The organism is Streptomyces sp. NPDC058052, from assembly GCF_042885515.1.
Lineage (GTDB): Bacteria > Actinomycetota > Actinomycetes > Streptomycetales > Streptomycetaceae > Streptomyces.
Genome location: NZ_JBHVRX010000015.1, coordinates 164,020 through 190,162 on the forward strand (window position 1 = coordinate 164,020; position 26,143 = coordinate 190,162).

The window sequence follows — 26,143 nt, forward strand, 5'->3', positions numbered from 1 at the left end:
ACCATTCCGGGCCCGCCGGTCGTCCACACTGCGGCTGACGCGGCCGATCCGGGAGAGCGGAGTGGGGCATGGCGGGGGCGCGCGAAGGGGCGGCGGAAAGGGTGCCGGCCGCCGGGGACGTGCTGGCGGACCGCTACCTCGTGGAGCGGGTGCTCCAGGGCGGGATGGGCGTGGTCTGCCTGGGCCGCGACCTCGCCACCGGCCGCTCCGTCGCGGTCAAGTCGCCGCTCCCCGGCAGGGAGGGGGACATCGAACTGCGGCGTGCCTTCCTGCAGGAGGCCACGGTCTGGTCCCGGATTCCCCCGCATCCCCACATCGTCGCCGTGGAGCGGCTCTTCCGGGACGGCCCGGACGACCTTCCCTCCCTGGTGCTGGAGTTCGTGGCGGCGGCCCCCGGCTACGACGACGCCTCCCTCGCGGCCCGCGTCCGCCGCCACGGGAGGCTGCCGCTCGGCGAGGCGCTGGGGTACGCGCTGGACGTCGCCCGGGGGATGGGGCACGCCGCACGCAGCGTGCACGGGTTCGTCCACCGCGACCTGAAGCCGGGCAACATCCTGATCACCGCGGACGGGACGGCCAAGGTGACCGATTTCGGCATCGCGGTGGCCTACCGCTCCATCGGTGCCGAGGTGCTGATCCACGACGCCCGGTGGGCTGACGGCGCGGGCACTCCGTACTACATGGCCCCCGAGCAGTGGGAGTCGGGCCGCGGAGTCGATCTGCGGACCGACGTGTACGCGTTCGCGGCGATCGTCCACGAGCTGCTGACGGGGCGTCCGGTGGTCACCGGGTCGAACATGTGGGAGCTGTGCGGGGCGCATGTGAGCGGGCAGGCGGCCCGGGTGCCCCTGCCGGAGTCGTGGCCGGCGGCCCTGCGTGCCCTGGTGGCGGCCTGTCTGGCGACCGACCCGGCCGGCCGTCCGGCCTCGTGGGCCGAGGTGGAGCGGGCGCTGGAGGAGGCATGGAGCCAGGCTCCGGAGCTGGTACGGCCCGTGCCGGGGCCGAGGGACGCGCCTGCGGGCGCGGTCCGGGCCGAGGGGCCCACGGAGCGGGCCCGTGCCGCGTTCGACTTCGGTGTCTCGGCCGACGCCATCGGGGACCACGTCCGGGCCGGGCACCACTACCGCGAGGCGCTCGCGCACGCGGAGGCGGCCGGTGACGTCCGGCTCCAGGCCGACGCGTGGGAGCGGATCGGGCTGGGGCTGCGTACGGCCGGGCGGCGTGGGGAGGCGCTCGGCTGTCTGGACCGGGCGGTCGCGCTGCTGCGCGAGGCGGGCGACCGGCGGGCCCTGAGTGGTGTCCTGCGCAGCCGCGCCCACGTCCACGGCAGCCTGGGGCGCCGGGACGAGGCGCGTGCCGACGCGGAGGAGGGCGTGCGGCTCCTGGAGCACGAGGGGGACGAGACCGACCTGACCCTCGCGCGGCTCACCCTGGCGCGGGCGCTCCTCGACGCGGGGCGGCCTGGGTCCGCGCGGCCGTACGTCGAGCAGGCGCTAGCCTGGGCGCGGGCCGCCGGGGACCGCCGGCTCCAGGCGGACGCCCTCGCCGATCTCGGCGAGACCGACCGGATGCTCGGGGATCTCACGGCGGCCGCCGACAGCTTCCGGCGCGCCGTGGAGCTGTCGCGGTCGGTGGCCGACCTGTTCGGTGTGGTCCGGGGGCTGCTGCACGAGGGAACGGTGCTGCTCGGGTCCGGCGCGGACCCCGGGACGGTCCTCGCCCGCTGGTACGAGGGGCTGGAGCTCGCCCACACATGCGGCTTCGCCCCGCTCTACGCGCGCCTCGCGCACCGGCTGGCGGAGCTGCTCGACACCCGCGCCCGCACCCGGCGCCAACTCGGGGAGCACGAGGTCGCGCTGGGGCTGGCCCGCCGGGCCGTCCGCGCCTATCGGGAGCTGGACGGCGGGGACGGCGGCCCCGCGGCGGCCGCCATGGACCTCGCCTTCCAGCTCGAACGGCGCCGGGATCTGCTGCGCGCCCACCCTGGTTTCGCCGAACCGGGCGCGGTGCGCGCCGAGTTCGTGCGCGGTGCGGCCTTCGTCGAGAAGACCGCACGGCGCTTCACCGGAGACAGGAGTCATGGCTGATGAGGCCCTCGCAGCGCGATCCGCACCTGGCCGAGATGTGGCTGCCCTTCGAGGAGGGGGTGGAGCTGAGCAGGGCCGGCCGGCCCGACCGGGCCCTGCCGAAGCTGGAGGAGGCGCTCGCCGCGGGCGAGCGGCTGCTCGGGCGGGACAGCGCGCACCTCTACGACATTCTTGAGGGCCTGCACGTGAACTACCTGTTCGCGCAACGGTACGAGGAAGCCGCCGAGTGCGGTCTGCGGGCGCTCGACCGCGCCCCGGCGGTGCACGGCGCCGCCCATCCCCGTACCGGCGACGTCATGGACAGCACGGCCCAGGCGTTACGCAGGGTGGGGCGCGACCAGGACGCGCTGGTGCTCGACCAGCACAACATGGTGATCCAGACCCAGGCGTTCGGCCGCGGCCATCCGGCCACGGTGCGGGCCGCGGTCAACCTCGCGGGCGCGTATCTGGCCGTCGGCGACCGGGCCGAGGCGCGCGACTACCTGGGGATCGCGGAGCGCGGCGCCCGCGTGACCGACGGCGTGCGGCCGAACATCCTCGACCGGATGCGGGCGCACCGGCGGGCGATCGAGGACGGGGTGCGCGGCCCCGACGGGCGGCGGGCGTTCCCGGAGTTCGCGCCGGACCGGGAACCGGAGTACCGCGCGGCCGCGCAGGACGGGGACACCGCCGCCATGGTGCGGCTGGGCACCGTCCTCGAGAAGCAGGGGCGCCGTGACGAGGCGGAGCGATGGTACCGGCGCGCGGCGGGCGAGGGGGTGGCTCCGGCGCTCGGGGCGCTGGGGGCACTGCTGTACGAGACCGGCCGCGCGGACGAGGCCGAACGCTGCCTCGCCGACGCGGCGGCGGCCGGCGATGTGCACGCCGCCTGCAACCTGGGGGTCCTGCTCCTGAACGACCGCCGGCCGCGGGAGGCGGAGCCGTGGCTGCTGCGCGCGCACGAGGCCGGCATGGAGCCGCGCCCCGCCCACCTGCTGGCGCTGGTGCTGGAACGGCAGGGCCGTGACGAGGAGGCCGGGCGCTGGTTCCGGACCGCGGCCGACCTGGGGCACGCGGAGTCGAGCGGGCAGGTGGGCCGCCGGCTGGCCGATTCCGGCGACACCGCGGGGGCGGAGCGGTACCTGCGGCAGGCGGCCGGCGCGGGGGGCCTCGCCGACCTGCTCAATCTGGGCCTGTTCCTCTCCCGTACCGGCCGGCCCGGCGACCGGGGCGAGGCCGAGCAGCTGCTGCGGCGGGCGGCCGAACAGGACCCGGTCAGGCCGGCCGGTCTGCTGGGCGCCCTGCTGCTGGAGCAGGGCCGCCCTCAGGAGGCCGAACCGTGGCTCGTCCGCGCGGCCGGGAGCGGCGACGTCGACGCGATGCTGAACCTCTCCGCGCTCACCGGCGCACTGGGCCGCCCCGACGAGGCCCTGACCTGGCTGCGCCGGGCCGCAGAGGCGGGCGACCCGCAGGCCGCTGCGCAACTGCGCCGCCTGCCCGCCGCGCCCCGCCGGTCCCGCCCGTGGCGGCGCCGCGGGGAGTCCTGACCAGATCACCGGAGAGAGGAACCTCCGGGGCCGGACGCGGGGCTCACCGGGCCGGCCGCTCGGCGCCCCGCGCCCTGGCCCGGGCGGCTCCGCCCTCGTTCGGTAGCGCCCGCGGCGACCCTTCCGTACCGTGAGGAGCGCCGGAAGGGGACTCGCGATGGCCGGTCTGAGGCTGGGGCCGCTCCTGCGGCACGTGGACTGGGAGTCGGGCACGAGCGCGACCGTGTGGGTCGAGACCGACCGGGCGTGCACGGCGGAGGTCCGGTGCCCGGACGGCGCCGGGGGTACGGCTCCGACGTTCCGCGTCTGCGGACACCACTACGCGCTGGTGGTGGTCACCGGCCTCACGCCCGGGTCGGTCACGCCGTACGAGGTGCTGCTCGACGGGGAGCGGGTGTGGCCCCTGGCGGACTCGACGCTGCCGCCCAGCACCCTCCGCACGCCGTCGGTCCCGGCGACGGGCGCGGTGGTCGCGTTCGGCTCGTGCCGGTGGGCGGCGCCTCCCGTGAGCGAACGGGACCCGGTGGGGCCCGACGTCCTCGACACCCTCGCCGCCCGGCTCGCCGCCGACCCGGAGGCCGCGCGCCCGGACGTTCTCCTCCTCCTCGGCGACCAGGTGTACGCGGACGAGACGTCGGCCGGAACCCGCGCCTGGATCGCCCGGCACCGGCAGACCGCCGGGACCGGCTCGGCGGCTCCGCCGGACCAGGTCGCCGACTACGAGGAGTACACCCGCCTCTACGACGAGTCCTGGGGCGACCCCGAACTGCGCCGGCTGCTCTCGACGGTGCCCAGCTGCATGATCTTCGACGACCACGACGTCATCGACGACTGGAACACGAGCGCCGCCTGGGTCGCCGAGATGCGGGCGACGCCGTGGTGGCACGAGCGGATCATCGGCGGCCTGATGTCGTACTGGGTCTACCAGCACCTCGGGAACCTCTCCCCCGCCGAGCTCGCCGAGGACGAGGTGTACACGGCGGTCCTGGCGGCCGGGGACGGCACGGAGGTGCTGCGCGCGTTCGCGGAGCGCGCCGAGTCCGATCCTGCGGCGGTCCGCTGGAGCTACCGCAGGGACTTCGGCCGCACCCGGCTGCTGATGGTCGACACCCGGGCCGCGCGGGTGCTGGAGGAGCGGCACCGGGCGATGCTGGACGCCGAGGAGGCCGCCTGGCTGCGGACCCAGGCGTTCGACGGCCTCGACGGCGTCGACCACCTGCTGGTCGGGACCTCGCTGCCGTGGCTGCTGCCCCCGATGGTCCACTTCGCGGAGGGCTGGCACGCGGCGCTCTGCCGCGGTGAGCGCGGGCCCCGCTGGGCGCGTTTCGGCGAGTGGCTGCGCCGGAAGGCCGACCTGGAGCACTGGCCGGCGTTCCCCTCGTCGTTCGCTCGGCTGGCGGAGACGGTCGCCGAGGTGGGGCGGTCCGAGACGGCCCCGGCGACCGTGTGCGTGCTCTCCGGGGACGTGCACCACGCGTACGTGGCGGAGCCCGCCTGGCCGGCCGGGCAGCAGCCGCGCTCCCGGGTCTTCCAGTTCACCTGCTCGCCGCTGCACAACTCGGTGCCCGCGACGATGCGGGCCGGGTTCCTCCTCGGCTGGAGCCGGCCGGCGAAGCTGGTCGGGCATCTCCTCGCCCGCCACGGACGGGTCGCGAGACCGGCGATCCGGTGGGAGCGGACCGGCGGACCGTGGTTCGGCAACCAGTTGATGACGCTGACCCTGCGCGGACGCACGGCCCGGCTCCGGCTGGAGGAGGCATCGGCCGGCGCGAAGCGGGGGCGCCGCGGGACCGGCCGGGCCGGAGCCCGGCTGGTGGGTGTCATCGACCGGACGCTGACGGAGGAGAGGTGACGCCCCGCCGGCCCGCGTCGGCCCGGCGCCTCGCCGGACCCTCGCCGGGGCCGCGACGTCATGGCCGCGGTCGCGTCATGCCGCCGTCCGCCGGAGGGAGTCCAGGACGGCGAGTTCGTCCGGGGAGAGGCGCAGGGCGCCGGCCGCCACGTTCTCGGCGAGGTGACCGGGGTCGCCGGTGCCGGGGATGGCCAGGACGTGCGGGCCTCGGTGGAGTGTCCAGGCCAGCCGGACCTGCGCGGTGCTCACCCCGCGGGCGCGGGCGACGGCCCGCACCTGGTCGCTGTCACCGGACCCCGCGCCCGCGGTGCGCCCCTCGCCGGCGATCGCGTAGAACGGCACGTACGCGATGCCCTGTTCACCGCAGAGGCGCAGGAACTCCTCCTGCTCGGGGGAGGCTCCGACGCCGTACATGTTCTGGACACAGACCACCGGTGCGATGGCCTGCGCCTCGGCGAGGTGGTGCGGCTGGATGTTGGACAGACCCAGGTGGCGGACGAGTCCGGCGTCGCGGAGTTCGGCGAGCGCGCCAAAGCGTTCGGCGAGGGAGCCGGTGCCGACGATGCGCAGGTTCACCACGTCCAGGTGGTCGCGGCCGAGCTGGCGCAGGTTCTCCTCGACCTGTCCGCGCAGCTGCCCGGGGGTGGCGTGCGTCTGCCACTCGCCGGAGGGGTCGCGGCCGGGTCCGACCTTGGTGGCGATGACGAGGTCGTCCGGATAGGGGGCCAGGGCCCGGTTGATCAGCTCGTTGGCGGAGCGCAGCGGGGAGAAGTAGAACGCGGCGGTGTCGATGTGGTTCACACCGAGGTCGACCGCGCGGCGCAGCACCTCGATGGCCCCGTCGCGGTCGCGCGGGACGGCGCCGGGCGTGAGCGCCTCGCCGTGCTGGGTGAGGCGCATCGCGCCGAAGCCGATGCGGTTGACCGTGCGGTCGCCGAGCGTCCAGGTGCCCGCCGCCGAGGCGGTGATGGTCTGTGGAGTCATGCCGGGATGATCGGCTGCCGGTAGCCTGGGGGGCCATTGATTCACGCATGTGCGAATCCATCGGGGGAGGTGGCCGGCGTGGCGGAGCTGGCGTTCTCGGCGAGCGACCTCGCCCAGGTGCGGTTCGCCGTGTCGCCCATGTGGGAGGTCGCCCCCAGCTTCCGGCTGCTGACGTCGGGGGCGGCGCATCCGGTCCACCGGCCCTGGGTCGAGCAGGTGCGGCCGCGCGTGAGGGACGCCGGTCTGGACCGGGGATGGCTCGCCGAGCTGATCGGCCCCTCCGGTTACGTGCCCGACTTCCTCAACCCGGCCCCCGCCGGGCCCTCCCCCTCGCCGGAGGAGGAGTGGGAGGCGATAGGGGCGTCTCCCGCCGACCGGGTGTGCCAGGACCTGGACCACCTCGCCCGCCACCAGGGACATCTGGGCCCGCGCCTGTCGGGCCTGCGCACCGACCCAGCCGCCCATCTGGCCGGGGTCGCACGGGAGATCGAGACGTACTGGGAGCTGGCGCTGGCCCCGTACTGGGCACGGATCAGGGCCGTTCTGGACGCGGACGTCTTCCATCGGGCCCGCACGGTCGCCGAGCACGGCGCCGGCCGTCTCCTCAACGACCTGCACACCTCGGTGCGCTGGGCCGACGACACCCTCAGTCTGGTCCGCCGGAAGCGGGACATGCCCCGGGAGTCGACGGGCGCGGGGCTGCTGCTCATTCCCTCGGCGTTCACCGGCCCCGGCCTGCGCACGCGCGTGCGGCCGCCGGACCCTCCGCAGCTCGCCTATCCGGCCCGGGGCACCGGCACGCTGTGGCAGGCCCGGTCCGCCGCCGGCTCCGCCGCCCTCGTCCCCGTCCTGGGCCGCTCACGCACCCTGCTCCTCGTCGAGCTGGAGACCCCCGCCTCCACCACCGAACTGGCCCGCCGCACCGGGCTCTCGGCGGCCGGGGTGTCCCAGTACCTGACCGCGCTCCGCACCGCCGGGCTCGTCAGCGGCCACCGCGCCGGCCGCTCCGTCCTCTACGCCCGCACGGCCGCCGCCGAGACCCTCCTCAGGGCCGCGTCCGCCTGAGGCCCGGGGCGGGGCCGTCGTCCGGTCCTCCCCGGCTCACGACGGGTGCGGCGCGTCGAGGAGGAGGGACGGGGACGGGTCAGCCCGCGGCGGAGCGGGTGCGCTCATGCGCCTGGCGGGCGTGCTTCTCCAGGCGGTCGCGATGCTCCCTGTACCAACTCGCGTCAACGCCCGCCATGTTGCCGTCGGCCGGTCGCATACCGGCTCTGCCGTCGATCAGTTCGCGGACGATGTCGGCGTGGCCGGCGTGCCGGTTCGTCTCGGCGGTCATGTGGAGCAGGACCCGCTGGAGCGTCACGCCGCCCTGGTCGCCCCACCAGGAGACGTGTCCGGCCGCGTCGAGCGGCAGCGTCTCGATCGTCGCGTCCGCGTGGGCCCAGGAGCGGTGGTACAGGTCCAGGATGCCGTCGCGGGGCTCGTCCGCGGTGGCCCACATGTCGGAGTTCGGCTCGGCGCCGTCGTCGAACCAGGGCAGGGGCTCGCCGTGCGGGCGGCCGAAGACCGCTCCGAAGTACGAGAACTCGGCACTCGCCAGGTGCTTGACCAGGCCGAGCAGATTGGTGCCGGTGGTGGTCAGCGGGCGCCGTACGTCGTATTCCGAGAGTCCTTCCGTCTTCCAGACGACGGCCTCGCGGGCTGCCTTGAGATAGCGGTGCAGGTCCTTCTTCGGGTCATGGCGATCCATGCGCCGAGTCTCGCACCGCCCACTGACATCCGGCACGACGAGTGCCGTGGCGGCGCCCCAACAGGGCGCGGAGAGGCCATGGTTCGCCGTACGGGACGAACGGAGGGCGTCGGCGCCGACGGCTCGTCCCGGCCTTCCCCTCCCCGACAGACGGGAGCGGCCCGCGATGCCCGGCCCGCGGGCACGGGAACCCCGCTCCGCGGGCACGCGAACCCCTGTCTCGGGGCACGCGAACACGTCGGTCCGCGGGCACAATACGACGCGTACCCGGCCGGATCGCCGCCGTCCCCGACGTCACCGCCGGAGAGGAGGCGGCCGGGCCGCTCGTCCGCGCCGAGGAGGCCCAGCATGACGACCACGATGATCGACGTGGACGCGTACGGCACACAGCACTGCGAGACCACGACGCTCGGGGTGCTGCTGCGCCACCAGGGGCTGGATCTGTCGGAACCCATGCTCTTCGGCCTCGGGCGCGGGCTGTCGTTCGTCTACTGGGACGGCAAGAACATGGACTTCCCGTTCCTCGGCGGCCGGGTCAAGCCCTTCGAACTCACCCGGAACCTGGCCGAGGGCCTCGGACTGGAACTCGACGTGCGGGAGACCTCCTCCCCGCGCCGGGCCTGGGAGAACGTGACGGCCCCGATCGCCGCCGGACGGCCCGTGGGGCTCCAGCTCGACAGCTTCCACCTGGACTACTTCACCTCGAAGGCGCACTTCGGCGGGCATGTCGTCGCCCTGTACGGCTACGACGAGCACGACGCGTACCTGGTGGACACCGACCAGCAGGGCGGCGCCGTGCGCACCGGCCTGCCGGGCCTCGCCCTGGCCCGGTCGGCGCGGGGCCCGATGACGGCCAGGAACCGCTCCTTCACCCTCACCGTGCCGCGTCACCTGCCCGACCCGAGGTCCCGCATCACGGCCGCGGTGACGGCCTGCGCACAGGACTTCCTGACGCCGCCGATCGCCAACCTCGGCCACCGGGGCATCGAGAAGGCGGGAAAGCTGGTCCCCGGCTGGCTCGACCGGACCGACCGGCCGGAGCGGGACCTGCCGCAGGCCGCCCTGCTGATGGAACGGGCCGGAACCGGCGGCGCCCTGTTCCGCAACCTGTACCGCGACTTCCTCGCCGAGGCCGCCGAGGTGCTCGACGACGCCGGCCTGCGCACCGGCCACCGGCTGTACGCCGAGGCGGCGACCCTGTGGACGCGGACGGCGGAGTCGATCACGCGGGCAGGAGAGTCCGGCGACGCCGCGCACCTCGCCGAGGCCGGCGCGATCCTCGGCGACCTGGCAGCCCTCGAACGCGAGGCCATGGAGGCCCTGAGCCGCCTGTCCGCGTAGCGGCGGGAACGGGGCAGCGCCACGCGCGGCGGGACGACCGCACGACCGCCCCGAACCACCCGCCCGCCCCGGTCGACTCCGCCGTCCCCCAAGCCCGTTCAGGCCCGTCGAGCACACCTTCCCCACCTGCTCCCCACGCCTCCGCGAGGTCTGGTAGGAAACCTTCCTATCCGCTAGCATCCCCGCAGCGGCTCGGCGCGGCGGCCCCGTGGGGACGTGACGCGCTCAGTGAGAGCTCTGACCCGGCCGCCGCGCACCACACCGCTCGTGTGACACCCCGACGTCACACGGCCGGTCGTCCGTGCCCGCAGCGTGCGGCGCGGGCCGTCCGCGTCGCGGTGCGCCGTGCCGGTGTCCAGCTCTCACCCCCTCAGGCCAGGGAGCCCAGGCATGCGTCCCTTCGCATCCACCCCACCTCGCCGCACCATGTCCCCCACCTCCCCCACCTCCCTCTCCCTCGTCCTCGCCGCCGTGCTGCTGCTCGTCGGCGGACTCCTCCTCGCCCTCCCCGACCGGGCCGGCGCCGGCGTCGTCGCCGACTCGCTGATCTCGCAGGGCCGTCCGGCCACCTCGTCGTCCGTCGAGGACGGCACCTTCGGTCCGGAGAAGGCGTTCGACGGCGTCTCCACCACCCGCTGGGCCAGCACCGAAGGCGTCGACCCGCAGTGGATCCGCGTCGACCTCGGCCCCTCGGCGACCGTCTCGCGCGTCAAGCTCGTCTGGGAGGCCGCCTACGCCAAGGCGTACCGCGTCGAGATCTCGTCCGACGGGACGACCTGGACCCGCCTCGCCACCGAGTCCGCCGGGAACGGCGGCACGGACGACTGGACCGGGCTGACCGGCACCGGCCGCCACCTGCGCGTCTACGGCACCGCCCGCGGCACCTCGTACGGCTACTCGCTCTACACGGTGGAGGTCTACGGCACCACCTCGACCACTCCCCCGCCGGACGGCGCGTTCACGGTCGTCGCGGCCGGCGACATCGCCGCCCAGTGCACGGCCTCCAGCAGTTCCTGCGCCCACCCCAAGACCGCGGCGCTCGCGCAGCGCATCGCGCCGTCCTTCTACCTGACCATGGGTGACAACCAGTACGACGACGCCCTGCTCTCCGACTTCCGCGCCTACTACGACAAGTCGTGGGGCGCGTTCAAGGCGAAGACCCGGCCCGTGCCCGGCAACCACGAGACCTACGACCCGGCCGGGTCGCTCGCCGGCTACAAGGCGTACTTCGGCTCGATCGCGTACCCGCAGGGCAAGCCGTACTACAGCTACGACCAGGGCAACTGGCACTTCGTCGCCCTCGACTCCAACTCCTTCGACGACCCCACGCAGATCCAGTGGCTCAAGGACGACCTCGCACGCAACACCAAGGGGTGCGTCGCCGCCTACTTCCACCACCCGCTGTACTCCTCCGGCGGCCACGGCAACGACCCGGTCTCCCGGCCCGTCTGGAAGATCCTCTACGCCTCCAAGGTCGACCTCGTCCTCAACGGCCACGACCACCACTACGAGCGCTTCGCCCCGCAGGACCCCGACGGGCGGGCCGTCGCCGACGGCATCGTCGAGATCGTCGGCGGCATGGGCGGTGCCGAGCCGTACGACATCGAGACCGTCCAGCCCCACAGCCAGAAGCGGATCAGCGGCACGTACGGCGTCCTGAAGCTCGACCTCACCGACACCACCTACACCTGGCAGTACGTCGGCACCGACGACCAGGTCAAGGACTCCGCCCCGACCTACTCCTGCCACTGATGTACCTCGCGACCACCGGTCGCCCCGACGCGCCGCCCTCCCCCCCGGGGGTCCGGCGGCGCGTCCCCGGCACCGTCCTCGCACTCGGCACCGTCAGCCTCGTCACCGACGTCTCCTCGGAGATGGTGACCGCCGTCCTGCCGCTCTACCTGGTTCTCGGACTCGGCCTGTCCCCCCTCCAGTTCGGGCTGCTCGACGGTCTCTCGACCGGCGCCACCGCCCTCGTACGGCTCCTGGGCGGCGTCACGGCCGACCGCGGCGGACGGCACAAGACGGTCGGCGGCGCCGGCTACGCCCTGTCCGCCCTCTCCCGGCTCGGCCTGCTCCTCGCCGGCGGGTCGACCGGCTGGATCGCCGGCGCCATCGGCGCCGACCGGCTCGGCAAGGGCGTGCGCACCGCCCCGCGCGACGCCCTCATCACCCTGCACAGTCCGCCCGAGGACCTGGGCCGTGCCTTCGGCACCCACCGCGCCATGGACACCACCGGCGCCCTCCTGGGGCCGCTGGCCGCCTTCGGCCTGCTGTGGGTGACGGCCGACGCGTACGACGCCGTCTTCGCGGTCAGCTTCTGCGTCGGCGCCTTCGGCGTCCTGCTGTGGCTGCTGTTCGTGCCCGGCCGCACCCCCGTGGCCCCCGTCCCCGCGCGCGGTCACCTCACGGAGCCCGCCCGCGGACCTCACGCCATGAAAACGCACGGCCCCCACGCCGTGAACGCGCGGGGCGGGCTCCTCGCCGGTCTGCGCTCGCCCGGCTACCGGCGGATCGTGCTGTGCGCCGCGCTCCTCGGCGCCGCCACCATCGGCGACTCCTTCCTCTACCTGCTGCTCCAGCGCCGGCTCGCCTTCGACGCCACCTGGTTCCCCTTCCTGCCGCTCGGCGCCGCCGCGGTCTTCCTGCTGCTCGCCGTCCCGGCCGGCCGGCTCGCCGACCGCCTGGGCCGCCGCCGCCCCCTCCTCTACGGACACGGGGCCCTCTTCCTCGCCTACGCGCTGCTCCTGACCCCGCTGCCCGACCTGGCCGTCCTGCTGGGCGTCCTCGCCCTGCTCGGCGTGTTCTACGCCGCGACCGACGGCGTCCTCATGGCCCTCACCGGCCCCTACCTGACGGAGGGCCGGCAGGCGGGCGGACTCGCGCTCGTCCAGACCGCGCAGGCGCTCGCCCGGCTCGGCTCCGCCGTCGCCTTCGGCGCCCTCTGGACCGCGACCGGTCCGGAGACCGCGCTCGCCGCGGCCCTGATCGCGCTCGCCGCCGCCGTCTGCTGCTCCGCGCGCCTGCTGCCGAGAGGAGTCGCGGCCGCCTCCGCGCGGGCCGAAGCCAGGGCCGCCGGGGCCCCCGAGCACGCCGAGGCAGGCGCACCCTCCGAGCCTTCCGAGCCCGCGAAGCCTTCCCGGACCTCCGAGCCCTCCGGGCTCTCCGCACCCCCTGAGAGGACCGACTGACCCATGCCCGCCCTGACCGGCGCCTCCACCCGTACCCGCGTGTGGATCCTCGTCCTCGCGCTCCTGCTGCTCGGCGGCGGGGCGACCGCCTACACCCTGCGCGCGGCCTCGGACCGCGACGCCAAGGCCACCGGCACCACCGACCCCGGCTTCACCCTCGCCGGCCGCGGCGGCGCGCTGTACGCGCGGGACTCCGCGACCGGACGCGTCGCCCGCGTGGACCCGTCCGCGGCCGGCGGCCGGGTGGCCGGCGGCCCGGCCTGCGACCGCTTCCACGCGGCCGGGGACACCGCGGTCTGCCTCCGCCGCAGGCCAGGCGTCCCGGCCCGCACGTACGTCATCGTGCTCGACCGGGAGCTGCGGGAGGTGCGCCGCATGAGCCTGCCGGGCATCCCCAGCAGGGCGCGGGTCTCCGCCTCGGGGAACATGCTCGCCTGGACGATGTTCGCGACCGGCGACTCCTACGCCCGGTCCTCCTTCTCCACCCGCACATCCATCCTCGACCTGCGCACCGGCTACCTGGTCAAGAACATCGAGCAGATCCCGCTGACCCTCGGCGGACGCCGCTACCACGCCCCCGACGTCAACTACTGGGGCGTCAGCTTCGCCGCCGACGACAACCGCTTCTACGCCACCGTCTCCACGGACGGCCGCACCCACCTCGTCGAGGGCGACATGGCGACGTGGTCGGCCCGGACGCTGCGCGAGAACGTCGAGTGCCCGTCGCTCTCCCCCGACGGCACCCGGATCGCGTTCAAGAAGCGGGTGTCCGAGGGGCCGCGCGAGCCGTGGCGGCTGTACGTGTACGACCTGGCCACCGGCCGCGAACACCCGGTCGCCGAGCGGCGCGGCATCGACGACCAGGCGCTGTGGACGGACGCGAAGACCCTCGCGTACGGCTACGGCGGCGGGGTGTGGTCGGTGGCCGCCGACGGGACGGGCGCGCCGCGGCTGCTCGCCCCGGGCGCCTCCTCCCCGACGGTCGTGGGCGGAGCGCCCGCACGCGGCGGCGCCTGACACCCGCCGTCCAGGGGGCCGGTGGGCGCCGGGCCGTCATCCGCCGTGCCGCTCCGCGGGATCGCTTTCGCGTAGCCGGGTTCGCCGAAGGCGCGGAACGCGCCGCGGCCGCAGCGGGAAGCGGTCGCGCAGGTCCTCCTCCGGGACCGGCGCCCCGCCGCCGCGCTTCAGCCGCCCGGGGTCCGTCGCACCGCGAACCGCGCCCGGACCACCGGCCCCCACCCCTCGCCCGACCGGGGCGGCGGGCTCTCTCACGTCCCGTCCCGTTCACGTCCCGGCCCCGACGGATCGGCCTCAGACGGCGAGCGAGAGGAGGTCCACCACGAAGATCAGCGTGGAGTTCGCCGGGATCGCCGACGACGGCGACTGCTTGCCGTAGCCGAGGCGCGGGGGAACGATGATCTCGCGCCTGCCGCCGACCCTCATCCCGCGCATGCCCCGGTCCATGCCCTTGATGACCCTGCCGCCGCCCAGGGCGAACTTGAACGGCTCCCCCCGGTCCCAGGAGGCGTCGAACTCCTCGCCGGACGCGAAGGTGACCCCGACATAGTGGATCCTGGCGACCATGCCCGGCTTCGCCTCGATCCCGTCCCCGACGACCAGGTCCCGGACGGTCAGCTCGGCGGGAGCCTCGCCCTCCGGAACGTCGACCACGGGCTTCGTCAGTTCACTCATCGCAGCCTCACCACTCTCCGCCGGAGCCCGCACGCGGAGCGGCCGGACACACGGACATGCAGACACAGGGACATGGGGACACAAGGACACATCGGCACGGGGGCACCTCGGCGACCCGCGCCTCCCCTGATCACGCTACAGAGAGTTCCGTACCCCGCAGCGCACCGCGGCCCCGGAACACGGCGCCCAGCGGCCCTCCCGCGAGCCGAAGGACGGTCAACTGCGCCCGCCTCTGCGGGATTCGCTCGAATCACCCCCATCTGCCCCGCGGGGACGCTACGTTGCGATGGGTGTCCCCACGGGGACTCAGGGGCGGGCAGCAGGGAGAACACCGTGAGCGACCACACCTCCGACCGGGCCGAACCCCGGAGCATCGTCCTGTCCGTGGCGGGGATCCGGCACTCCGTCCCTGCCGTGTACCACCGTGAAGGCGCGCTGAAGGGGTGCCTCGAGGTCACCGGCCGGCCGTTCTTCGCCGACGCCGGCGACTCGCACTACGGGCACTGCGGCATGGTCCTCAAGCCCGCCGCCCGGCGCTCCCCGCACGGAGTGGCGGACAGCCGGGGCGACCGCTGGGAGCCGGAGTACCGCACCTCGATCCAGGGCCGCCCGGCGCGCATCACCGGGTGGGCCCAGGCGCTCGTACGGCAGAGGGCCGCGCCGAGGCAGCCGGGACGCGCGACCCCCGACTTCGGGGGGCGCGGACTTCCCGGCCCCGGAACCGGCCTCGGGGACCGCTGGTAGACGGCCGCTGACGGACGGCCGGGCGGCGGGACGGCAGGCGGGACGGCCGGTGACCTGGCGACCGGGACGCGGCGGCGTCGGTGGCGAACCCGGACCGTCAGGCCCGGTCCTGTACGGCCCGGTCTCCTACGGCCCGGTCCCGTACGGCTCGCAGCCTGACGGCCGGCCGCCTCACGACCGGCCGCGCCGGAGGCCCGCTCGGGGAAGGTCGAGGTGGAAACCGTGTCCGCGCCCGGACACGGTCCCGTCGTAGACGAGATCGTCCCGCTCCACGCCCAGGCCCTGCAGGGCCTCGACGAGCATGCGGGCGGCTGTTCCGGAGGCGGTCCCGTCCTCCATGGCGCCGGGGAAGCGCCGCTTCCAGAGGGAGTGGGAGAGGGTCCAGCCGCTCTCCGACAGGCGGGCGGGGTCGGCGAGTTCCGGGTGGTGCATGAGGCCGGTGGCCTCGATGACGAGCTCAAGGCCGTCGTTCCAGCACTGGACGAACCGCTGGGGGTCCTGGGCCGACCCCAGGTGCAGGATGAACCGCCCCGGCAGGAACGGGGTGTCGTGGGCGAGTGCGCGCAACGCCTGGTGCAGGCGCTTCCGCACCGCGTCCCAGCCGTCGCCGGTCCCGACCGGTGCGACGTGTGCTGGGGGAAGGTGGGCCGGGTCGGCGGCGCGCCAGACCCCACGGGATCCGCTCCGTCCGGCGGCATCGGCGTCGGTGTCCGTGGGGACGAGGTCGAGGTCCACCTGCCCCTCGGAGTCCGCGTGCACGACGAGGCTGCTGCCGGGGCGCCGCCACAGCATCCACGGCCCCACGTCTCCTCCCCAGGCCGCCGGTCGGCCGAGCTCCTCCTCCATGACCCACCAGGCGGCACGGACCAGATCGGCGGCGGTCCGCACGTCCTCGGGAGGCAGGTCGACGACGGGTACGCGCAGCGTGCGGATCCGCTCGGGCTCCGACGGATCCGCGATGACGGTGCCGTAGCCTCCCCATGGTCCCTTCCGGGGAGCGAAGCGGCGCCAGACCTGGCCGGCGACCTCCGTGGGCTCCCGGAGTTCCCAGCCCAGCACCGCGGTGGCGCGCTCGAACTCCGCCACGCTCCATCCGCCCACCTGGAGCGGGGCGATCTCTCTCACCAGCTCGCGGAAGGCATCGGCCTCGAGCCAACTGCCCCGCGGAATCGTCTTCTCCATCCGGGAGACGGTAACAACCCCTCCGGCGGCGCGGGTGGGACGGGAGGCGGCGGGGCCCTCCCGGACCGGGCGGGCCCGCACCCTCCTCGTCCCGTCAGGACGGTGCGGCCGGACGGGCGCCGGCGCACCCGTCGGCCTCCGGGCAGACGGCCAGGGCGGTGGGCGCGGGGCCGAGCGGGGTTCCGTTCTCGCGCAGCACCTTCCGTACGTCGAGGATCAGCGGGAAGACCTCCTGGTTCATGTCGGCGCCCTGCTCGTCCCAGGCCCGCTGCTCCGCCTCTACGGCCATCCTGTCCTGCGCGAACACCCGCTCGGTGAAGCGCCGGATCAGCGGCCACGCCACGTGGAGGGCGCCGGGGAGCGACGGCTTCTCGATCATGAGCAGCCCGAAGACGCGGCTTCGGCGCTGCTCGGCGTCCTCCGGCACGTAGGCGGCCCACAGGGAGAACGCCGCCGTGCCCGACGACTCGGGGACGGCCTGGAGCGTCTGGTAGGGGTACTCGGTGCGGATGGTGACCACGTCGGGCGTCGAGGCGCCGCCCCTGCCCTCGGCGGACAGCAGCCCCGCGCCCCGGTCCTTCCGCCCGCCGGACGGCACGAAGAGGTACCGGGCCTCCACCGAGTTCGGGCTCGTGTCGTACCCGAGCAGCTCGGGGTGGATCCGGCCGAGGACCCCCCGGTGCAGGAACTGGTGGTTCATGTCGAGCAGGTTCTCGTGCAGGAACGAGTAGTGGCAGTGCACGGTGCGGGCGAACATCATGGTCCGGTGCCGGGCGGAGTCCGCCTCGGGCAGCACGGGCAGGGGCGTCGCCTCCGCCCGGTCGGGGTCGCCGGGGAAGACGAAGACGAGTCCGTACCGCTCGCGGACGGGGTACGCGCGCACCCCGCGCGGCGGCCTCGGGGCGCCCTTGGGCAGGTAGGGGATCTGCGAGATCCGCCCGTTCCCCCGATAGGCCCACGCGTGGTAGCAGCAGCGGAGCGTCTCGCCCTCGACCACTCCCAGGCTCAGCGGCACCTGGCGGTGGGCGCAGCGGTCCTCCAGGGCGTACACGGTCCCCCCGGCTCCCCGGTACAGCGCGATGCGCCGGCCGGCGAAGGACGTCGCCCGGACCTTCTTCCTGGTCAGGCTCGCGGAGCGGGCGACCGGGTACCAGAAGTCCGGATCGATTCCGACGCGCCGCAGGTCGACCTCCCCCGCCCGGCGGTCACCGTCCACCGACCCGTCCACCGACCCGTCCACCGCACCCCTGACACCGGCCTCCACTCCTGGCCCCGCACCACGGCCGGCGTTCGCCTCGTCGGTCATCCGCCTCTCCCTCTCGTCACCCCGCACCGGACGTTCGCCTCACGGGCACACCGCTTCCAGCGGAACACGCCCCGCTCCCCCGCGCGATTCGTCACCCGCCCGCCCCGTCACCGTGGGGCCCCGTGCCCCGGGCCCACGGGGGTACGGGACGCCGGAGGGGCGTGTCATCCGGGTGACGGCGCAGCCGCGTCCACGGGAACGGCCCGAGGCGGCGCGCCGGCCCGGGGCCGCCGGACGGGAAGCGTCGGGACGTGCGGCGGAGCGGCCGGCCCCGTGGATGGTCGATCATGAAGGGATGCTGAACGAAAACATGGAAACGATGCCCGAACTCACCGACCGTCAGGGCCGGGCCGTGGTGCTGGAGGAGATCACCGACGAGAACTGGAGGAGCGTCGCGGACGTGGCGCCGGCCGACGGCCAGCGTCGCTTCGTGGCCGCGCTCGGCGCGCGCTACCTGTTGCTCTCGATGCGCGGTGGACTGTGGAACTCCCTCGCCGTCCGCGCCGGTGACGAGGTCGTGGGCCACGTCATGTGGGCGTACGACGACGAGGACGGCACCCACTGGATCGGCGGCATGATCGTGAACGCCGAGGAACAGGGCAAGGGCGTCGGCCGCGCCGCGGTGCGCGCGCTGATACGGCGGCTCGCGGCCCTGCCGGACTGCCGTGAGGTCCGGCTCTCCTACCACCCGGACAACGCGCCCGCCGCCGTCCTCTACGAGTCGCTCGGCTTCAGGCCCACCGGCGACTTCGAGGACGAGGAGATCGTCGCCGCCCTGAGCGCCACCGCCGCCACTTCGGCCTGACCCTCCGGAAGCAGCCCACCCCGCCGGAAGGCGGAATCGGCGGCGCGTGCGACCACGGACGCGGGCGGGGGGCGGGGACGTGGGCGGGGGTGGGGCCGTGGGCGGGGGCGGGGGCGGCGGTCCGGCCCGATGCCGGGATGATGCCCGGATGAGCATCATCGTCGAGTTCTTCGCGGCTCCGGACGACGCGTCGGCGGCCCTGGTCCCTCCGACCGGGCCGGGACCCGCGTTCGAGTCGCTCTCCTTCGGCAACTTCGACGCCGAGGAGGCGCTGATCGAGTGGGAGTGCTGGTTCTCCGGCGTCGCCTTCGAGGAGCTCGTCGACGCCGACAAGCCTCGCCACGTCGCCGGCCCGGACGATGACGGACCCGTCGTCCTCGCCCTCTCGCCACGCCTGTCCGCGGCACTCGCCGGGGCCGGGCCGGACCAGGTGAGGGATGCCGCCGTCGCCTGGTCCACCCAGCGGGCGGAGGACGGCGAGGTCATCGACACGGAGATCGCCGGCGTGATCCTGGGCGATCTGGCCGCTCTCGCCGGCCGCGCCCGCCGCCAGGGCCGGAGCCTCTACTGCTGGGTCGCGTAGGAGCGCCCACCGTCCTGACCCGCCGGACGAGGCACCGCGGCGCGCGGACGGCCGGGCCGGCCCCGTGGGCCGGCCCGGCCGGTGCCGCGGAGGAAGAGGTGATCAGTTCGCGTTCACGAGGTCGTGCGCGGGGACGGTGACGGTCCGCCGGCCGGGCGTGCCGCCGAGGACGACCTTGCGCAGGGCGCTGTTGTTGTCGAGGTTGGTCTCCTTCAGGCGCTTGGCCGGGTTGGCGAGCACCTGGATGTAGTAGGTGCCGTTGGGCAGGTCCGTGATGTCGAAGGACTGGCCCGGCAGGTCCTGGGTGTAGGTGTCACCGGAGCCGACGTCCAGCACCTCGCGGACGGAGATGGAGTTCTCCTGACCGCAGGCGGTGGACAGGTCGGTGTTGTTGGGGTGCCAGTTGGCGTTCTTCACCGTGTAGTCGACGGCGTCCGTGTTGGCCAGGCAGAACGCCTCCTTGCCGCTGCGCACCGCTTCCTTCTTGTCGGCCTTCAGCAGCCGGTAGCTGGCGAAGTCGGTGAAGTGCCAGTGCACGTGGCCGGGGCGCGGGTCCCACTCCATGGTGCCGGTCGGGGTGTAGCCGACCTGCTTGCCCTTGGCGTCGTAGAAGTACTGGTAGGCGTCCATCTTGGCCTTGCCGGGCGAACGGAAGCCGTCCACGACGAGCTGGGCCGGGCCGGCGTTCCACACGTTGGCGCTGAAGGCCAGGTAGTCCTTGCCGGGGACGTCCTGGAAGCCGCCGTCGCTGATGGTGATGCCGTAGGCCGGCAGCGACCGCAGGTCGGGCTTGGGGACGTTCGGGACGGAGGGGGTCCCGGTGGGGCGCGCGGCCCGGGGCGTGAGGGCGGGCGCCTTGCGCGAGCCGTCCGTCTGCCCGGGGGTGTCACCGGCAGCCTGGATACCGACCCGCCCGGCCTGCTGGGCCTTCAGGGCCCACGGCAGGGCCGGGGGCGCGGCCTTCAGGGGGCCGTGGCCCACGTTGTACGAGGGGCCGGCGCCGCTGGTCACCGGCGCGCCCGCCTGGGCGGGCGTGGCGGCGTGTCCGGCTCCGTGCCCGGCGTGCCCGGACGGGGCCTGGTGCGCGGCACCGTGGCCGGCGTGCTCCCCCGCGGCGGCCGCCCGGCCGTTCTCCCAGCTGCGCTCCTCGACGGTGACCTTCACCGTCGCGGGCTTGTCGGCGATGCCGAAGAGGTCCCGGTACTTCTTGGCGACCCTGACCTTGGCCGTGTAGGTGCCCGCGGCGAGCTTCACCGGTTCGGTGTAGGAGCCGGCGTAGGTGTTGGCGGCCCATCCCTTCTCCACGCCCCACACGGAGCCGAGGGTGAAGGGGTTGGTGGGGCAGCTCTCCGGATACTTCGAGGTGGCGGGCGCGTCGGGCCGGACCCGTCCGCTGGCGTTGTTCGGGCAGAAGCTCTCCTTGCGGCTGGCCACCACCTTGCCGGTCTTGTCCGTGACGGTGATCTCGGCGAAGCCGGGCAGTCCGGAGAAGTCCTTCACGGTGCCCAGCGGCAGCGCCTTCGTCTTGGTCTTGCCGCCCTCGAACACGGTCTGGCTGATCGTCACCGGTTCCTTGTAGGACTTCCGGGTCACCTTCAGCTCCAGGGGCGCCCCCTCGGCGGTCAGGTACGTGCCCAGGTCCAGGTAGACGCCCGGCTCCTCCTTCCAGGAGGTGAGCGTGACCGAGCCGGTCGCCGCGATGAGGCTCAGCTTCGGCGTCGTCGCGGCCGTCGCCCGCTCCGGCGCGGCGGTCATGAATCCGACCGTCACGGCCATGGCGGCAACAGCCGTGGTGCCCGCGAGCAGCGGCCGCCGTAGCCGGTTGGTGCGCGTCGTGGTCATCGTTCTCTCGTCCTCCGGATGCTGTGGGGAAGCAATGCGGCCGCGGCCGGGCGGGACGTTCACGGCCCCGGGGCTCACGCGGTGTCGGGTGCTCGCTGCACCCGCGCTATGAGAGGAGAGCGCCGCGCGCCTGGTTGTCCGGGAGAGCCGAAACGCCACGATGTTGGCCGGAAGCCACTCCTGCGGAGAAAGCCGGACACGGCCGCCTGATGCCCCTCTCACCTGGGCGAGAACGACTCGGGGCGAGAGGGTGCGGGACCTCTCCCGATGGACCAGAACACGCCAGCGGAACGGGACCCGCGGTTCCGTACGAGCCCCCGCGGTCGAGGCCGGCCCCGCGCCCCCACGACACGACCGGCGGGAGGCGTCCGCCGGCTCGCGGACGAACCCCGGTGATCCGGGCGCCCCGCGCTCTGCGGCATGATCGGAGCATGACCAAGATCGTATTGATGTCGGACCCGCGGGTTGCCGCCCTACCCGTCGCCGAATGCGGTGAGCCCCTCGTGGACGTCCGTGGAGGGGGCGCGCTGCTGGTCGACACCCGCAAACAGGACCCGGCAGACGCCTTCGCGTACCTGCGGCAGGGCGTGGTGGAACGGCTGATCGCCGCCCAGGAGCTCCTGCCGCGTGGGCTGCGGCTGCTGTTCGTCGAGGGGTACCGGCCTCCCTCCCTCCAGCGGGAGTACTTCGAGGAGTACGCCGGTCAGCTGCGCGCAGCCCAGCCGGACTGGTCCGCCGAGCAGATCCACACGGCGGCGAGCCGGTACGTGTCACCGCCGTCGATCGCCCCGCACAGCGCCGGCGCGGCCGTCGACCTCACCCTCGCCGACGCCGACGGGCGCGAGCTGGACCTGGGCACGCGCATGAACGCGGACCCGGAGGAGAGCCAGGGCGCCTGCTACACCGACGCCCCCGGCATCGGCGCGGAAGCGCGCGCCCACCGCGAACTCCTGGGCTCCGTGCTCACGGCCGCGGGGCTGGTCAACTACCCGACGGAGTGGTGGCACTGGTCCTACGGGGACCGCTACTGGGCCCTGATGACGGGCGCCGCCGCGGCCGTCTACGGCCCGAAGGAGATCGACGCGCGCAGCTGAATCGATCCGTCGACGCCCCGTGAGGATCGCCACGCACGGCAGACCGGGAACCGGCTCGACGATCTTTCTCCCGGACGGACGCAACCGGCGCCCCGCCCGCGCGCGTCGGCACGGGGGAGTACACAAGCCGTCGCCGTCGTGGCCGTGCGGAATCGAACCCCTGTGGAGAAGCGAACCGCGGTGGGGAATCGAGCCGCACGCCCGGGAGGATCAGGAGCCGTTCCATGTCGGACAAGATCACGCTGCGCCCCGTCACCGCCGACGACCTCGACGTGTGGGAGCGCGAGTTCGACGGGCCGGACGGCTGGGGCGTCCATCAGTGGTTCGGCCACCAGTCGACGGCCGACCTGCGCCGTCGTTTCGCGGAGAACGGCCTCCTCGGCCCCGACGGCGGCCTCTTCTCGGTCGTCGAGGGCGAGGAGACCGTGGGCCGGGTCAAGTGGTTCCCCGGTACGTGGGGGCCCGCGGACCTGACGAACTGGAGCCTCGCCATCGGCCTGATCCCCTCCGCCCGCGGCCGAGGTATAGGCACCAAGGCCCACCAGCTCCTGGCGGACTACCTGTTCGAGCACACCAGGGCCGACCGGATCCAGGCGTGGACGGACGTGGCCAACCTCGCCGAGCAGCGGGCACTGGAGAAGGCCGGCTTCGTCAAGGAAGGCGTGCTGCGGTCCGCGGTCTGGCGCGGCGGGCAGTGGAACGACTCGGTGATCTACTCCCTGCTCCGCGCGGAACGCCCGGGTCCCGCGGCGTCCTGAGAGCAGACCACCGACCGTCCGAACGAACAGGAACCCGCCCGACGATGCTGGGGAACACCACCGCTGTGGATCACGACCGCGTACTCGACGCCTTCCGCCAGGAGGCCGAGGCCCTGACCGATGCCGTGTCGGGCCTCTCCCCGGCCGAGTGGGCCCTTCCGACCCGCTGCACCCCCTGGAGCGTGCTCGACCTCCTCGGGCACGTATGCGTCGTGATCGACTGGCTCCCGGGCATGCTGGCCGCGCCCGCACCCGACGAGCCGGAGGTCTCGGCGACCGGGTACTACCGCCCGGACGACCGCTTCTCGCCCGGGACCAACGACACCCGGATCGCCCTCGCGCAGGACCGTGCGGCACGGTCGGCCGACGGCTCCGCCTTCGCCGAGGAGTACACCGCGGCCTGGCGACGGGTCGACCGCCTGTGCCGCGACCAGCCGGCCGGCCGGACCGTGCGGACGCGCCATGGCGACGCCATGCTCCTGTCGGAGTTCCTCCTCACCCGCGTGGTGGAGGTCGCCGTCCACGGCATGGACCTGGCCGACGCGCTCGGGCGCGAGCCGTGGCTGACCCCTGCCGCCGCCGACGCCCTGACGGAGCTGCTCCTCGGCCAGGATCAGGTGGCGGCCTTCCCGTCCCTGGGCTGGAGCCGGACACGGTTCCTGCGCAAGGCGACGGGCCGTGAGCCGCTGAGCGAAGCGGAGACCGAGCGGGTCGAACGACTCGGCCTCCGCTGGCTCGCCCTGGGCTAGAGCCGCGGACGCCGTCGTCCGGACCGACAGCACCTGTCCGTTGTCGGGGGTCACGAGAAGGCCGGTGATACGACCTCCGAGGCGCGCGCCCCGACGCCGCGACCGCGCATCGTCGGGGCACGCCCCGGACTCGCTCACCCGATCCGCGCCGGCTTCCTGGCCGTCTCCGAGCGGAAGCCATGGCCGCGTTCGGCGGCGAGCCCGTGGTAGTGGCGGAAGTTGTAGATGAGCGGGCTCCACTCCCCCGGGTCGACGTGGTCCGTGCCGGGGACGACGATGCTCTCGGCGGCGTGGACGCGCACCACGGCGCACTCGACGGAGAGGAAGCTCCCCCCGCCTCCCGGGTGCAGCGCGACGGCCCTCGCCTCCAGCTGGAGGGGGCACTCGGCGACCCTGGGCGGCCGTACGACGCCGGCGGGCTGCGGGGTCAGCCCGGCGGCGGAGAACTTGTCGGGCTCGTACCGGTACACCGCCCGCTTGCTCTCCGGCACCGGATCGGCGCCGGTCAGCGGTGCGAGCCGCTCCACCCGCTCCCACAGGTCGGGGGAGGCGAGGTTGATCACCAGGTCCGGGCGCTCGGCGAGATTGCGCGCCGTCTGGCCGTCGCTGCCGAGGCCCAGCACGACATGCTGCCCCAGCGCCCAGGCGGACGAGACGGGGGCGAGGTTGAACGTGCCGTCCCGGTTCTCCGTGCTGAGGAGGACCACGGGGGTGCCGAAGTAGAGGATGCTCGGACGTATCACTCGATGTGTGTCGGTCGTCATGCGGAGAACGCTAGGTGGCCGATCCTTCGGCGCACACCGAAGTAAAGGCCCCCGACCATGGGCCCGTGACCAGCACCGACGTCCACGCCGACGAGCCCGATCTCGCCGCCCTCCGACTCCACCTGCGTCTGCCGTACGCGGCGCTGGACGCCGGACACACGACAGCCTGACGTCTGCGCAGCTCAGCCCAGTCCAACGGGACAGCGCGGGATGGGGACGGTCATCCCAGGAGGAACTGTCGAACTCGGTCAGGACGAGCACCAGCTCGTCCTCGGCGAAGCCACGCGCTTCGGCGTCGATCAACTGGAGGAAGGGGGTCGTCAGCGACAACAAGGTCAGCGTGTCCATGCCGGCGCCGGCGGACCGTTTTCCCATCTCGACACAGCGAGGATCGACGATCTCGTCGCACTCGACGCGCCAGGTCAGGTCCAGGCCGAAGCTGCCGAGGCGCACCAGTAGCTCAGCCAGCGTCACGTAGTGATTTCCGCGCCAGGCACGAAACCTGATCCCCTTCATCCCCGCCCCTACTCCAGCTGTATCGCGTGCCACGCGCCCCCCTTCGTTCAGCGAACAGTAGGTCACGTCCCTGATCAGCTCATACGACCTTCAGACAGGCCCTGGGCGGCCTTCCTCCTGATCCTGCTCGCGGCCCGGCCCGTCAGCCTCAGCACCGCCGCCCTCGCCGTCGGGCCTGCTCGTCCTCATCCGACGCCCACCCTGGTCCTCCCGGTACGCCCCGACGCGCGGCGCATCCCACCGGCCGACCCGCACCGCCGAGGGCTGGCCACCGCGTCCGCCTCCCGGGCGCCTCAGCCACGACTTCCGCGCATCCGCATGCACCGGCGCATGCACTCGTGCATACTCGCTGCATGGCCGATACGAGCGTCCGCATCACCACCGACACCAGGGACCGCCTCGCGGCCCTCGCCAAGGGCCGCGGCATGAGCCTCGCCTCCTATCTCGATTCCCTGTCCCGGCAGGAGGAGCACCAGGCGCTGCTCGGCCGTGCGACCTCGTCGTACGAGTCGGCCCTCGACCGGCCCGGCTTCGTCGACGCCTTCGACGAAGCGTTCGGCGGCCTTCCCGCATCCGCAGGCGAGAGCCGCCGCGCCCACCGGGCAGCCTGATCTTGGACCTTCACATCGACGTCCGATGGCTCCTCGACCGGCAGGAACGCGTCCTCGGCGGCAGACACCTGGACGTCTGGGACTACTCGGCCCTCGTCGCCGCCGTCGCCCGGCACCGGGTGAACACACCCCACCTCGAGGCATCCGACCCGGACCCGTACTGGCGAGCCGCCGTACTCCTCGACACCATCGTCCTGCAACGCCCGCTGCCCGCACGCAACGAGCTGTACGGATACGCGGTCGCCGTCGCGTACATCGAGGCATCCGGCCTGACGGTGAGCGCCGACCAGCGGCAGTGGATCCGTCTCATCGAGGACATCAAGTCCCTGCACATGGACTCGTACGCCATCGCCGACCGCCTGCGCTCCTGGCAGCACACGCCACCGTCGGACTCGTGACCGGGCGAGCCGGCCGTACTCATCCGGCCTGGAACGCAGAAAAGCCCCGCACCATGAGGTGCGGGGCTTTCCCACAATGATTGTTCGGCGGCGTCCTACTCTCCCACAGGGTCCCCCCTGCAGTACCATCGGCGCTGAAAGGCTTAGCTTCCGGGTTCGGAATGTAACCGGGCGTTTCCCTAACGCTATGACCACCGAAACCCTATCGGTTTCGAGCGAACAAGCACACTCTGTAGTTGTGTTCTAGCTCTAGAAACCAGCAACCGTTCGTTGCTTCAGAACTAACACAGTGGACGCGAGCAACTGAGGACAAGCCCTCGGCCTATTAGTACCGGTCAGCTCCACCCATTACTGGGCTTCCACATCCG

General features: G+C 73.7%; 24 protein-coding genes and 1 rRNA gene. 17 read left to right on the forward strand and 8 right to left on the reverse strand.

All coding sequences use genetic code 11. The annotated features are described in order from the left end of the window. The first annotated feature begins 68 nt into the window (after positions 1-68). From ACFVU3_RS21835 to ACFVU3_RS21845, 3 genes are all read left to right on the forward strand, one after another. Complete coding sequence (locus tag ACFVU3_RS21835; RefSeq protein ID WP_390068448.1) at positions 69-2,087, forward strand: protein kinase; 2,019 nt, start codon at positions 69-71, stop codon at positions 2,085-2,087. Next, positions 2,087-3,613, forward strand: a complete 1,527-nt coding sequence (locus ACFVU3_RS21840; protein ID WP_390068450.1) for a tetratricopeptide repeat protein — start codon at positions 2,087-2,089, stop codon at positions 3,611-3,613. The genes ACFVU3_RS21835 and ACFVU3_RS21840 overlap by 1 nt, the downstream gene beginning before the upstream one ends. A gap of 157 nt (positions 3,614-3,770) precedes the next feature. Continuing rightward, on the forward strand, positions 3,771-5,465 hold the full coding sequence (locus ACFVU3_RS21845) for an alkaline phosphatase D family protein (protein WP_390068451.1): 1,695 nt from the start codon (positions 3,771-3,773) through the stop codon (positions 5,463-5,465). Positions 5,466-5,540: 75 nt separating this feature from the next. Here ACFVU3_RS21845 and ACFVU3_RS21850 read toward each other — a convergent pair whose 3' ends face one another. Continuing rightward, the gene (locus ACFVU3_RS21850; protein ID WP_390068453.1) at positions 5,541-6,449 is read right to left on the reverse strand and encodes an oxidoreductase; all 909 of its coding nucleotides are present in this window, start codon (positions 6,447-6,449) and stop codon (positions 5,541-5,543) included. A gap of 87 nt (positions 6,450-6,536) precedes the next feature. On the opposite strand from ACFVU3_RS21850, the gene ACFVU3_RS21855 reads away from it, so the two are divergent. Then, positions 6,537-7,514, forward strand: coding sequence for a DUF5937 family protein (locus ACFVU3_RS21855; protein ID WP_390068500.1), 978 nt, complete (start codon positions 6,537-6,539; stop codon positions 7,512-7,514). 79 nt (positions 7,515-7,593) lie between these two features. Here the strand turns inward: ACFVU3_RS21855 and ACFVU3_RS21860 are convergent, their stop codons facing one another. Continuing rightward, the gene (locus ACFVU3_RS21860) at positions 7,594-8,199 is read right to left on the reverse strand and encodes a DinB family protein (protein WP_390068454.1); all 606 of its coding nucleotides are present in this window, start codon (positions 8,197-8,199) and stop codon (positions 7,594-7,596) included. Between the two features lie 348 nt (positions 8,200-8,547). Here ACFVU3_RS21860 and ACFVU3_RS21865 point away from each other — a divergent pair, with 348 nt between their 5' ends. From ACFVU3_RS21865 to ACFVU3_RS21880, 4 genes are all read left to right on the forward strand, one after another. Beyond that, complete coding sequence (locus ACFVU3_RS21865) at positions 8,548-9,540, forward strand: BtrH N-terminal domain-containing protein (RefSeq protein ID WP_390068456.1); 993 nt, start codon at positions 8,548-8,550, stop codon at positions 9,538-9,540. 390 nt (positions 9,541-9,930) lie between these two features. Beyond that, on the forward strand, positions 9,931-11,292 hold the full coding sequence (locus tag ACFVU3_RS21870) for a discoidin domain-containing protein (RefSeq protein WP_390068458.1): 1,362 nt from the start codon (positions 9,931-9,933) through the stop codon (positions 11,290-11,292). Then, entirely contained in the window at positions 11,292-12,731 is a 1,440-nt protein-coding gene (locus tag ACFVU3_RS21875; RefSeq protein WP_390068460.1) for an MFS transporter, read from the forward strand. Before ACFVU3_RS21870 ends, ACFVU3_RS21875 begins: the two co-directional genes overlap by 1 nt. A gap of 3 nt (positions 12,732-12,734) precedes the next feature. Next, the gene (locus ACFVU3_RS21880; protein WP_390068462.1) at positions 12,735-13,748 is read left to right on the forward strand and encodes a TolB family protein; all 1,014 of its coding nucleotides are present in this window, start codon (positions 12,735-12,737) and stop codon (positions 13,746-13,748) included. Between the two features lie 294 nt (positions 13,749-14,042). Here ACFVU3_RS21880 and ACFVU3_RS21885 read toward each other — a convergent pair whose 3' ends face one another. Next, positions 14,043-14,423 (reverse strand): FKBP-type peptidyl-prolyl cis-trans isomerase, encoded by a 381-nt coding sequence (locus ACFVU3_RS21885; protein ID WP_390068464.1) that lies wholly within the window; start codon positions 14,421-14,423, stop codon positions 14,043-14,045. Positions 14,424-14,756: 333 nt separating this feature from the next. Between ACFVU3_RS21885 and ACFVU3_RS21890 the strand changes: the two genes are divergently transcribed. Further along, entirely contained in the window at positions 14,757-15,167 is a 411-nt protein-coding gene (locus ACFVU3_RS21890; protein WP_390068466.1) for a hypothetical protein, read from the forward strand. 171 nt (positions 15,168-15,338) lie between these two features. Here ACFVU3_RS21890 and ACFVU3_RS21895 read toward each other — a convergent pair whose 3' ends face one another. Both ACFVU3_RS21895 and ACFVU3_RS21900 read right to left on the reverse strand, forming a co-directional pair. After that, positions 15,339-16,349 carry a hypothetical protein gene (locus ACFVU3_RS21895; protein WP_390068468.1) on the reverse strand — a complete coding sequence of 337 codons (1,011 nt, stop codon included), beginning with the start codon at positions 16,347-16,349 and terminating at the stop codon, positions 15,339-15,341. A 94-nt stretch (positions 16,350-16,443) separates the two neighbouring features. After that, entirely contained in the window at positions 16,444-17,655 is a 1,212-nt protein-coding gene (locus tag ACFVU3_RS21900) for a Rieske 2Fe-2S domain-containing protein (protein ID WP_390068470.1), read from the reverse strand. Positions 17,656-17,950: 295 nt separating this feature from the next. Between ACFVU3_RS21900 and ACFVU3_RS21905 the strand changes: the two genes are divergently transcribed. Together ACFVU3_RS21905 and ACFVU3_RS21910 are read left to right on the forward strand one after the other, a co-directional pair. Beyond that, a complete protein-coding gene (locus ACFVU3_RS21905) occupies positions 17,951-18,460 on the forward strand; it encodes a GNAT family N-acetyltransferase (RefSeq protein ID WP_390068472.1) in 510 nt (169 codons plus the stop codon). A 148-nt stretch (positions 18,461-18,608) separates the two neighbouring features. Beyond that, on the forward strand, positions 18,609-19,043 hold the full coding sequence (locus ACFVU3_RS21910; protein WP_390068473.1) for a hypothetical protein: 435 nt from the start codon (positions 18,609-18,611) through the stop codon (positions 19,041-19,043). Between the two features lie 102 nt (positions 19,044-19,145). On the opposite strand, the gene ACFVU3_RS21915 is transcribed toward ACFVU3_RS21910, so the two are convergent. Then, positions 19,146-20,885 carry a lysyl oxidase family protein gene (locus ACFVU3_RS21915; RefSeq protein ID WP_390068475.1) on the reverse strand — a complete coding sequence of 580 codons (1,740 nt, stop codon included), beginning with the start codon at positions 20,883-20,885 and terminating at the stop codon, positions 19,146-19,148. Positions 20,886-21,316: 431 nt separating this feature from the next. Between ACFVU3_RS21915 and ACFVU3_RS21920 the strand changes: the two genes are divergently transcribed. From ACFVU3_RS21920 to ACFVU3_RS21930, 3 genes are all read left to right on the forward strand, one after another. Continuing rightward, entirely contained in the window at positions 21,317-21,979 is a 663-nt protein-coding gene (locus tag ACFVU3_RS21920; protein ID WP_390068477.1) for a M15 family metallopeptidase, read from the forward strand. Between the two features lie 224 nt (positions 21,980-22,203). Then, positions 22,204-22,737 (forward strand): GNAT family N-acetyltransferase, encoded by a 534-nt coding sequence (locus ACFVU3_RS21925; protein ID WP_390068479.1) that lies wholly within the window; start codon positions 22,204-22,206, stop codon positions 22,735-22,737. Positions 22,738-22,781: 44 nt separating this feature from the next. Continuing rightward, positions 22,782-23,486, forward strand: a complete 705-nt coding sequence (locus ACFVU3_RS21930; protein WP_390068481.1) for a maleylpyruvate isomerase family mycothiol-dependent enzyme — start codon at positions 22,782-22,784, stop codon at positions 23,484-23,486. A 134-nt stretch (positions 23,487-23,620) separates the two neighbouring features. Here the strand turns inward: ACFVU3_RS21930 and ACFVU3_RS21935 are convergent, their stop codons facing one another. Next, complete coding sequence (locus tag ACFVU3_RS21935; protein ID WP_390068483.1) at positions 23,621-24,250, reverse strand: flavin reductase family protein; 630 nt, start codon at positions 24,248-24,250, stop codon at positions 23,621-23,623. Positions 24,251-24,460: 210 nt separating this feature from the next. On the opposite strand from ACFVU3_RS21935, the gene ACFVU3_RS21940 reads away from it, so the two are divergent. The 3 genes from ACFVU3_RS21940 (at position 24,461) to ACFVU3_RS21950 (ending at position 25,775) form a co-directional block, all read left to right on the forward strand. Continuing rightward, a complete protein-coding gene (locus ACFVU3_RS21940) occupies positions 24,461-24,709 on the forward strand; it encodes a hypothetical protein (protein WP_390068485.1) in 249 nt (82 codons plus the stop codon). A gap of 410 nt (positions 24,710-25,119) precedes the next feature. Next, positions 25,120-25,377 (forward strand): antitoxin MazE7, encoded by a 258-nt coding sequence (locus ACFVU3_RS21945; protein ID WP_390068487.1) that lies wholly within the window; start codon positions 25,120-25,122, stop codon positions 25,375-25,377. A 2-nt stretch (positions 25,378-25,379) separates the two neighbouring features. Then, on the forward strand, positions 25,380-25,775 hold the full coding sequence (locus ACFVU3_RS21950; RefSeq protein WP_390068489.1) for a toxin Doc: 396 nt from the start codon (positions 25,380-25,382) through the stop codon (positions 25,773-25,775). An 82-nt stretch (positions 25,776-25,857) separates the two neighbouring features. On the opposite strand, the gene rrf is transcribed toward ACFVU3_RS21950, so the two are convergent. Next, positions 25,858-25,974 (reverse strand): 5S ribosomal RNA (gene rrf, locus ACFVU3_RS21955). Between the last annotated feature and the right edge of the window lie 169 nt (positions 25,975-26,143).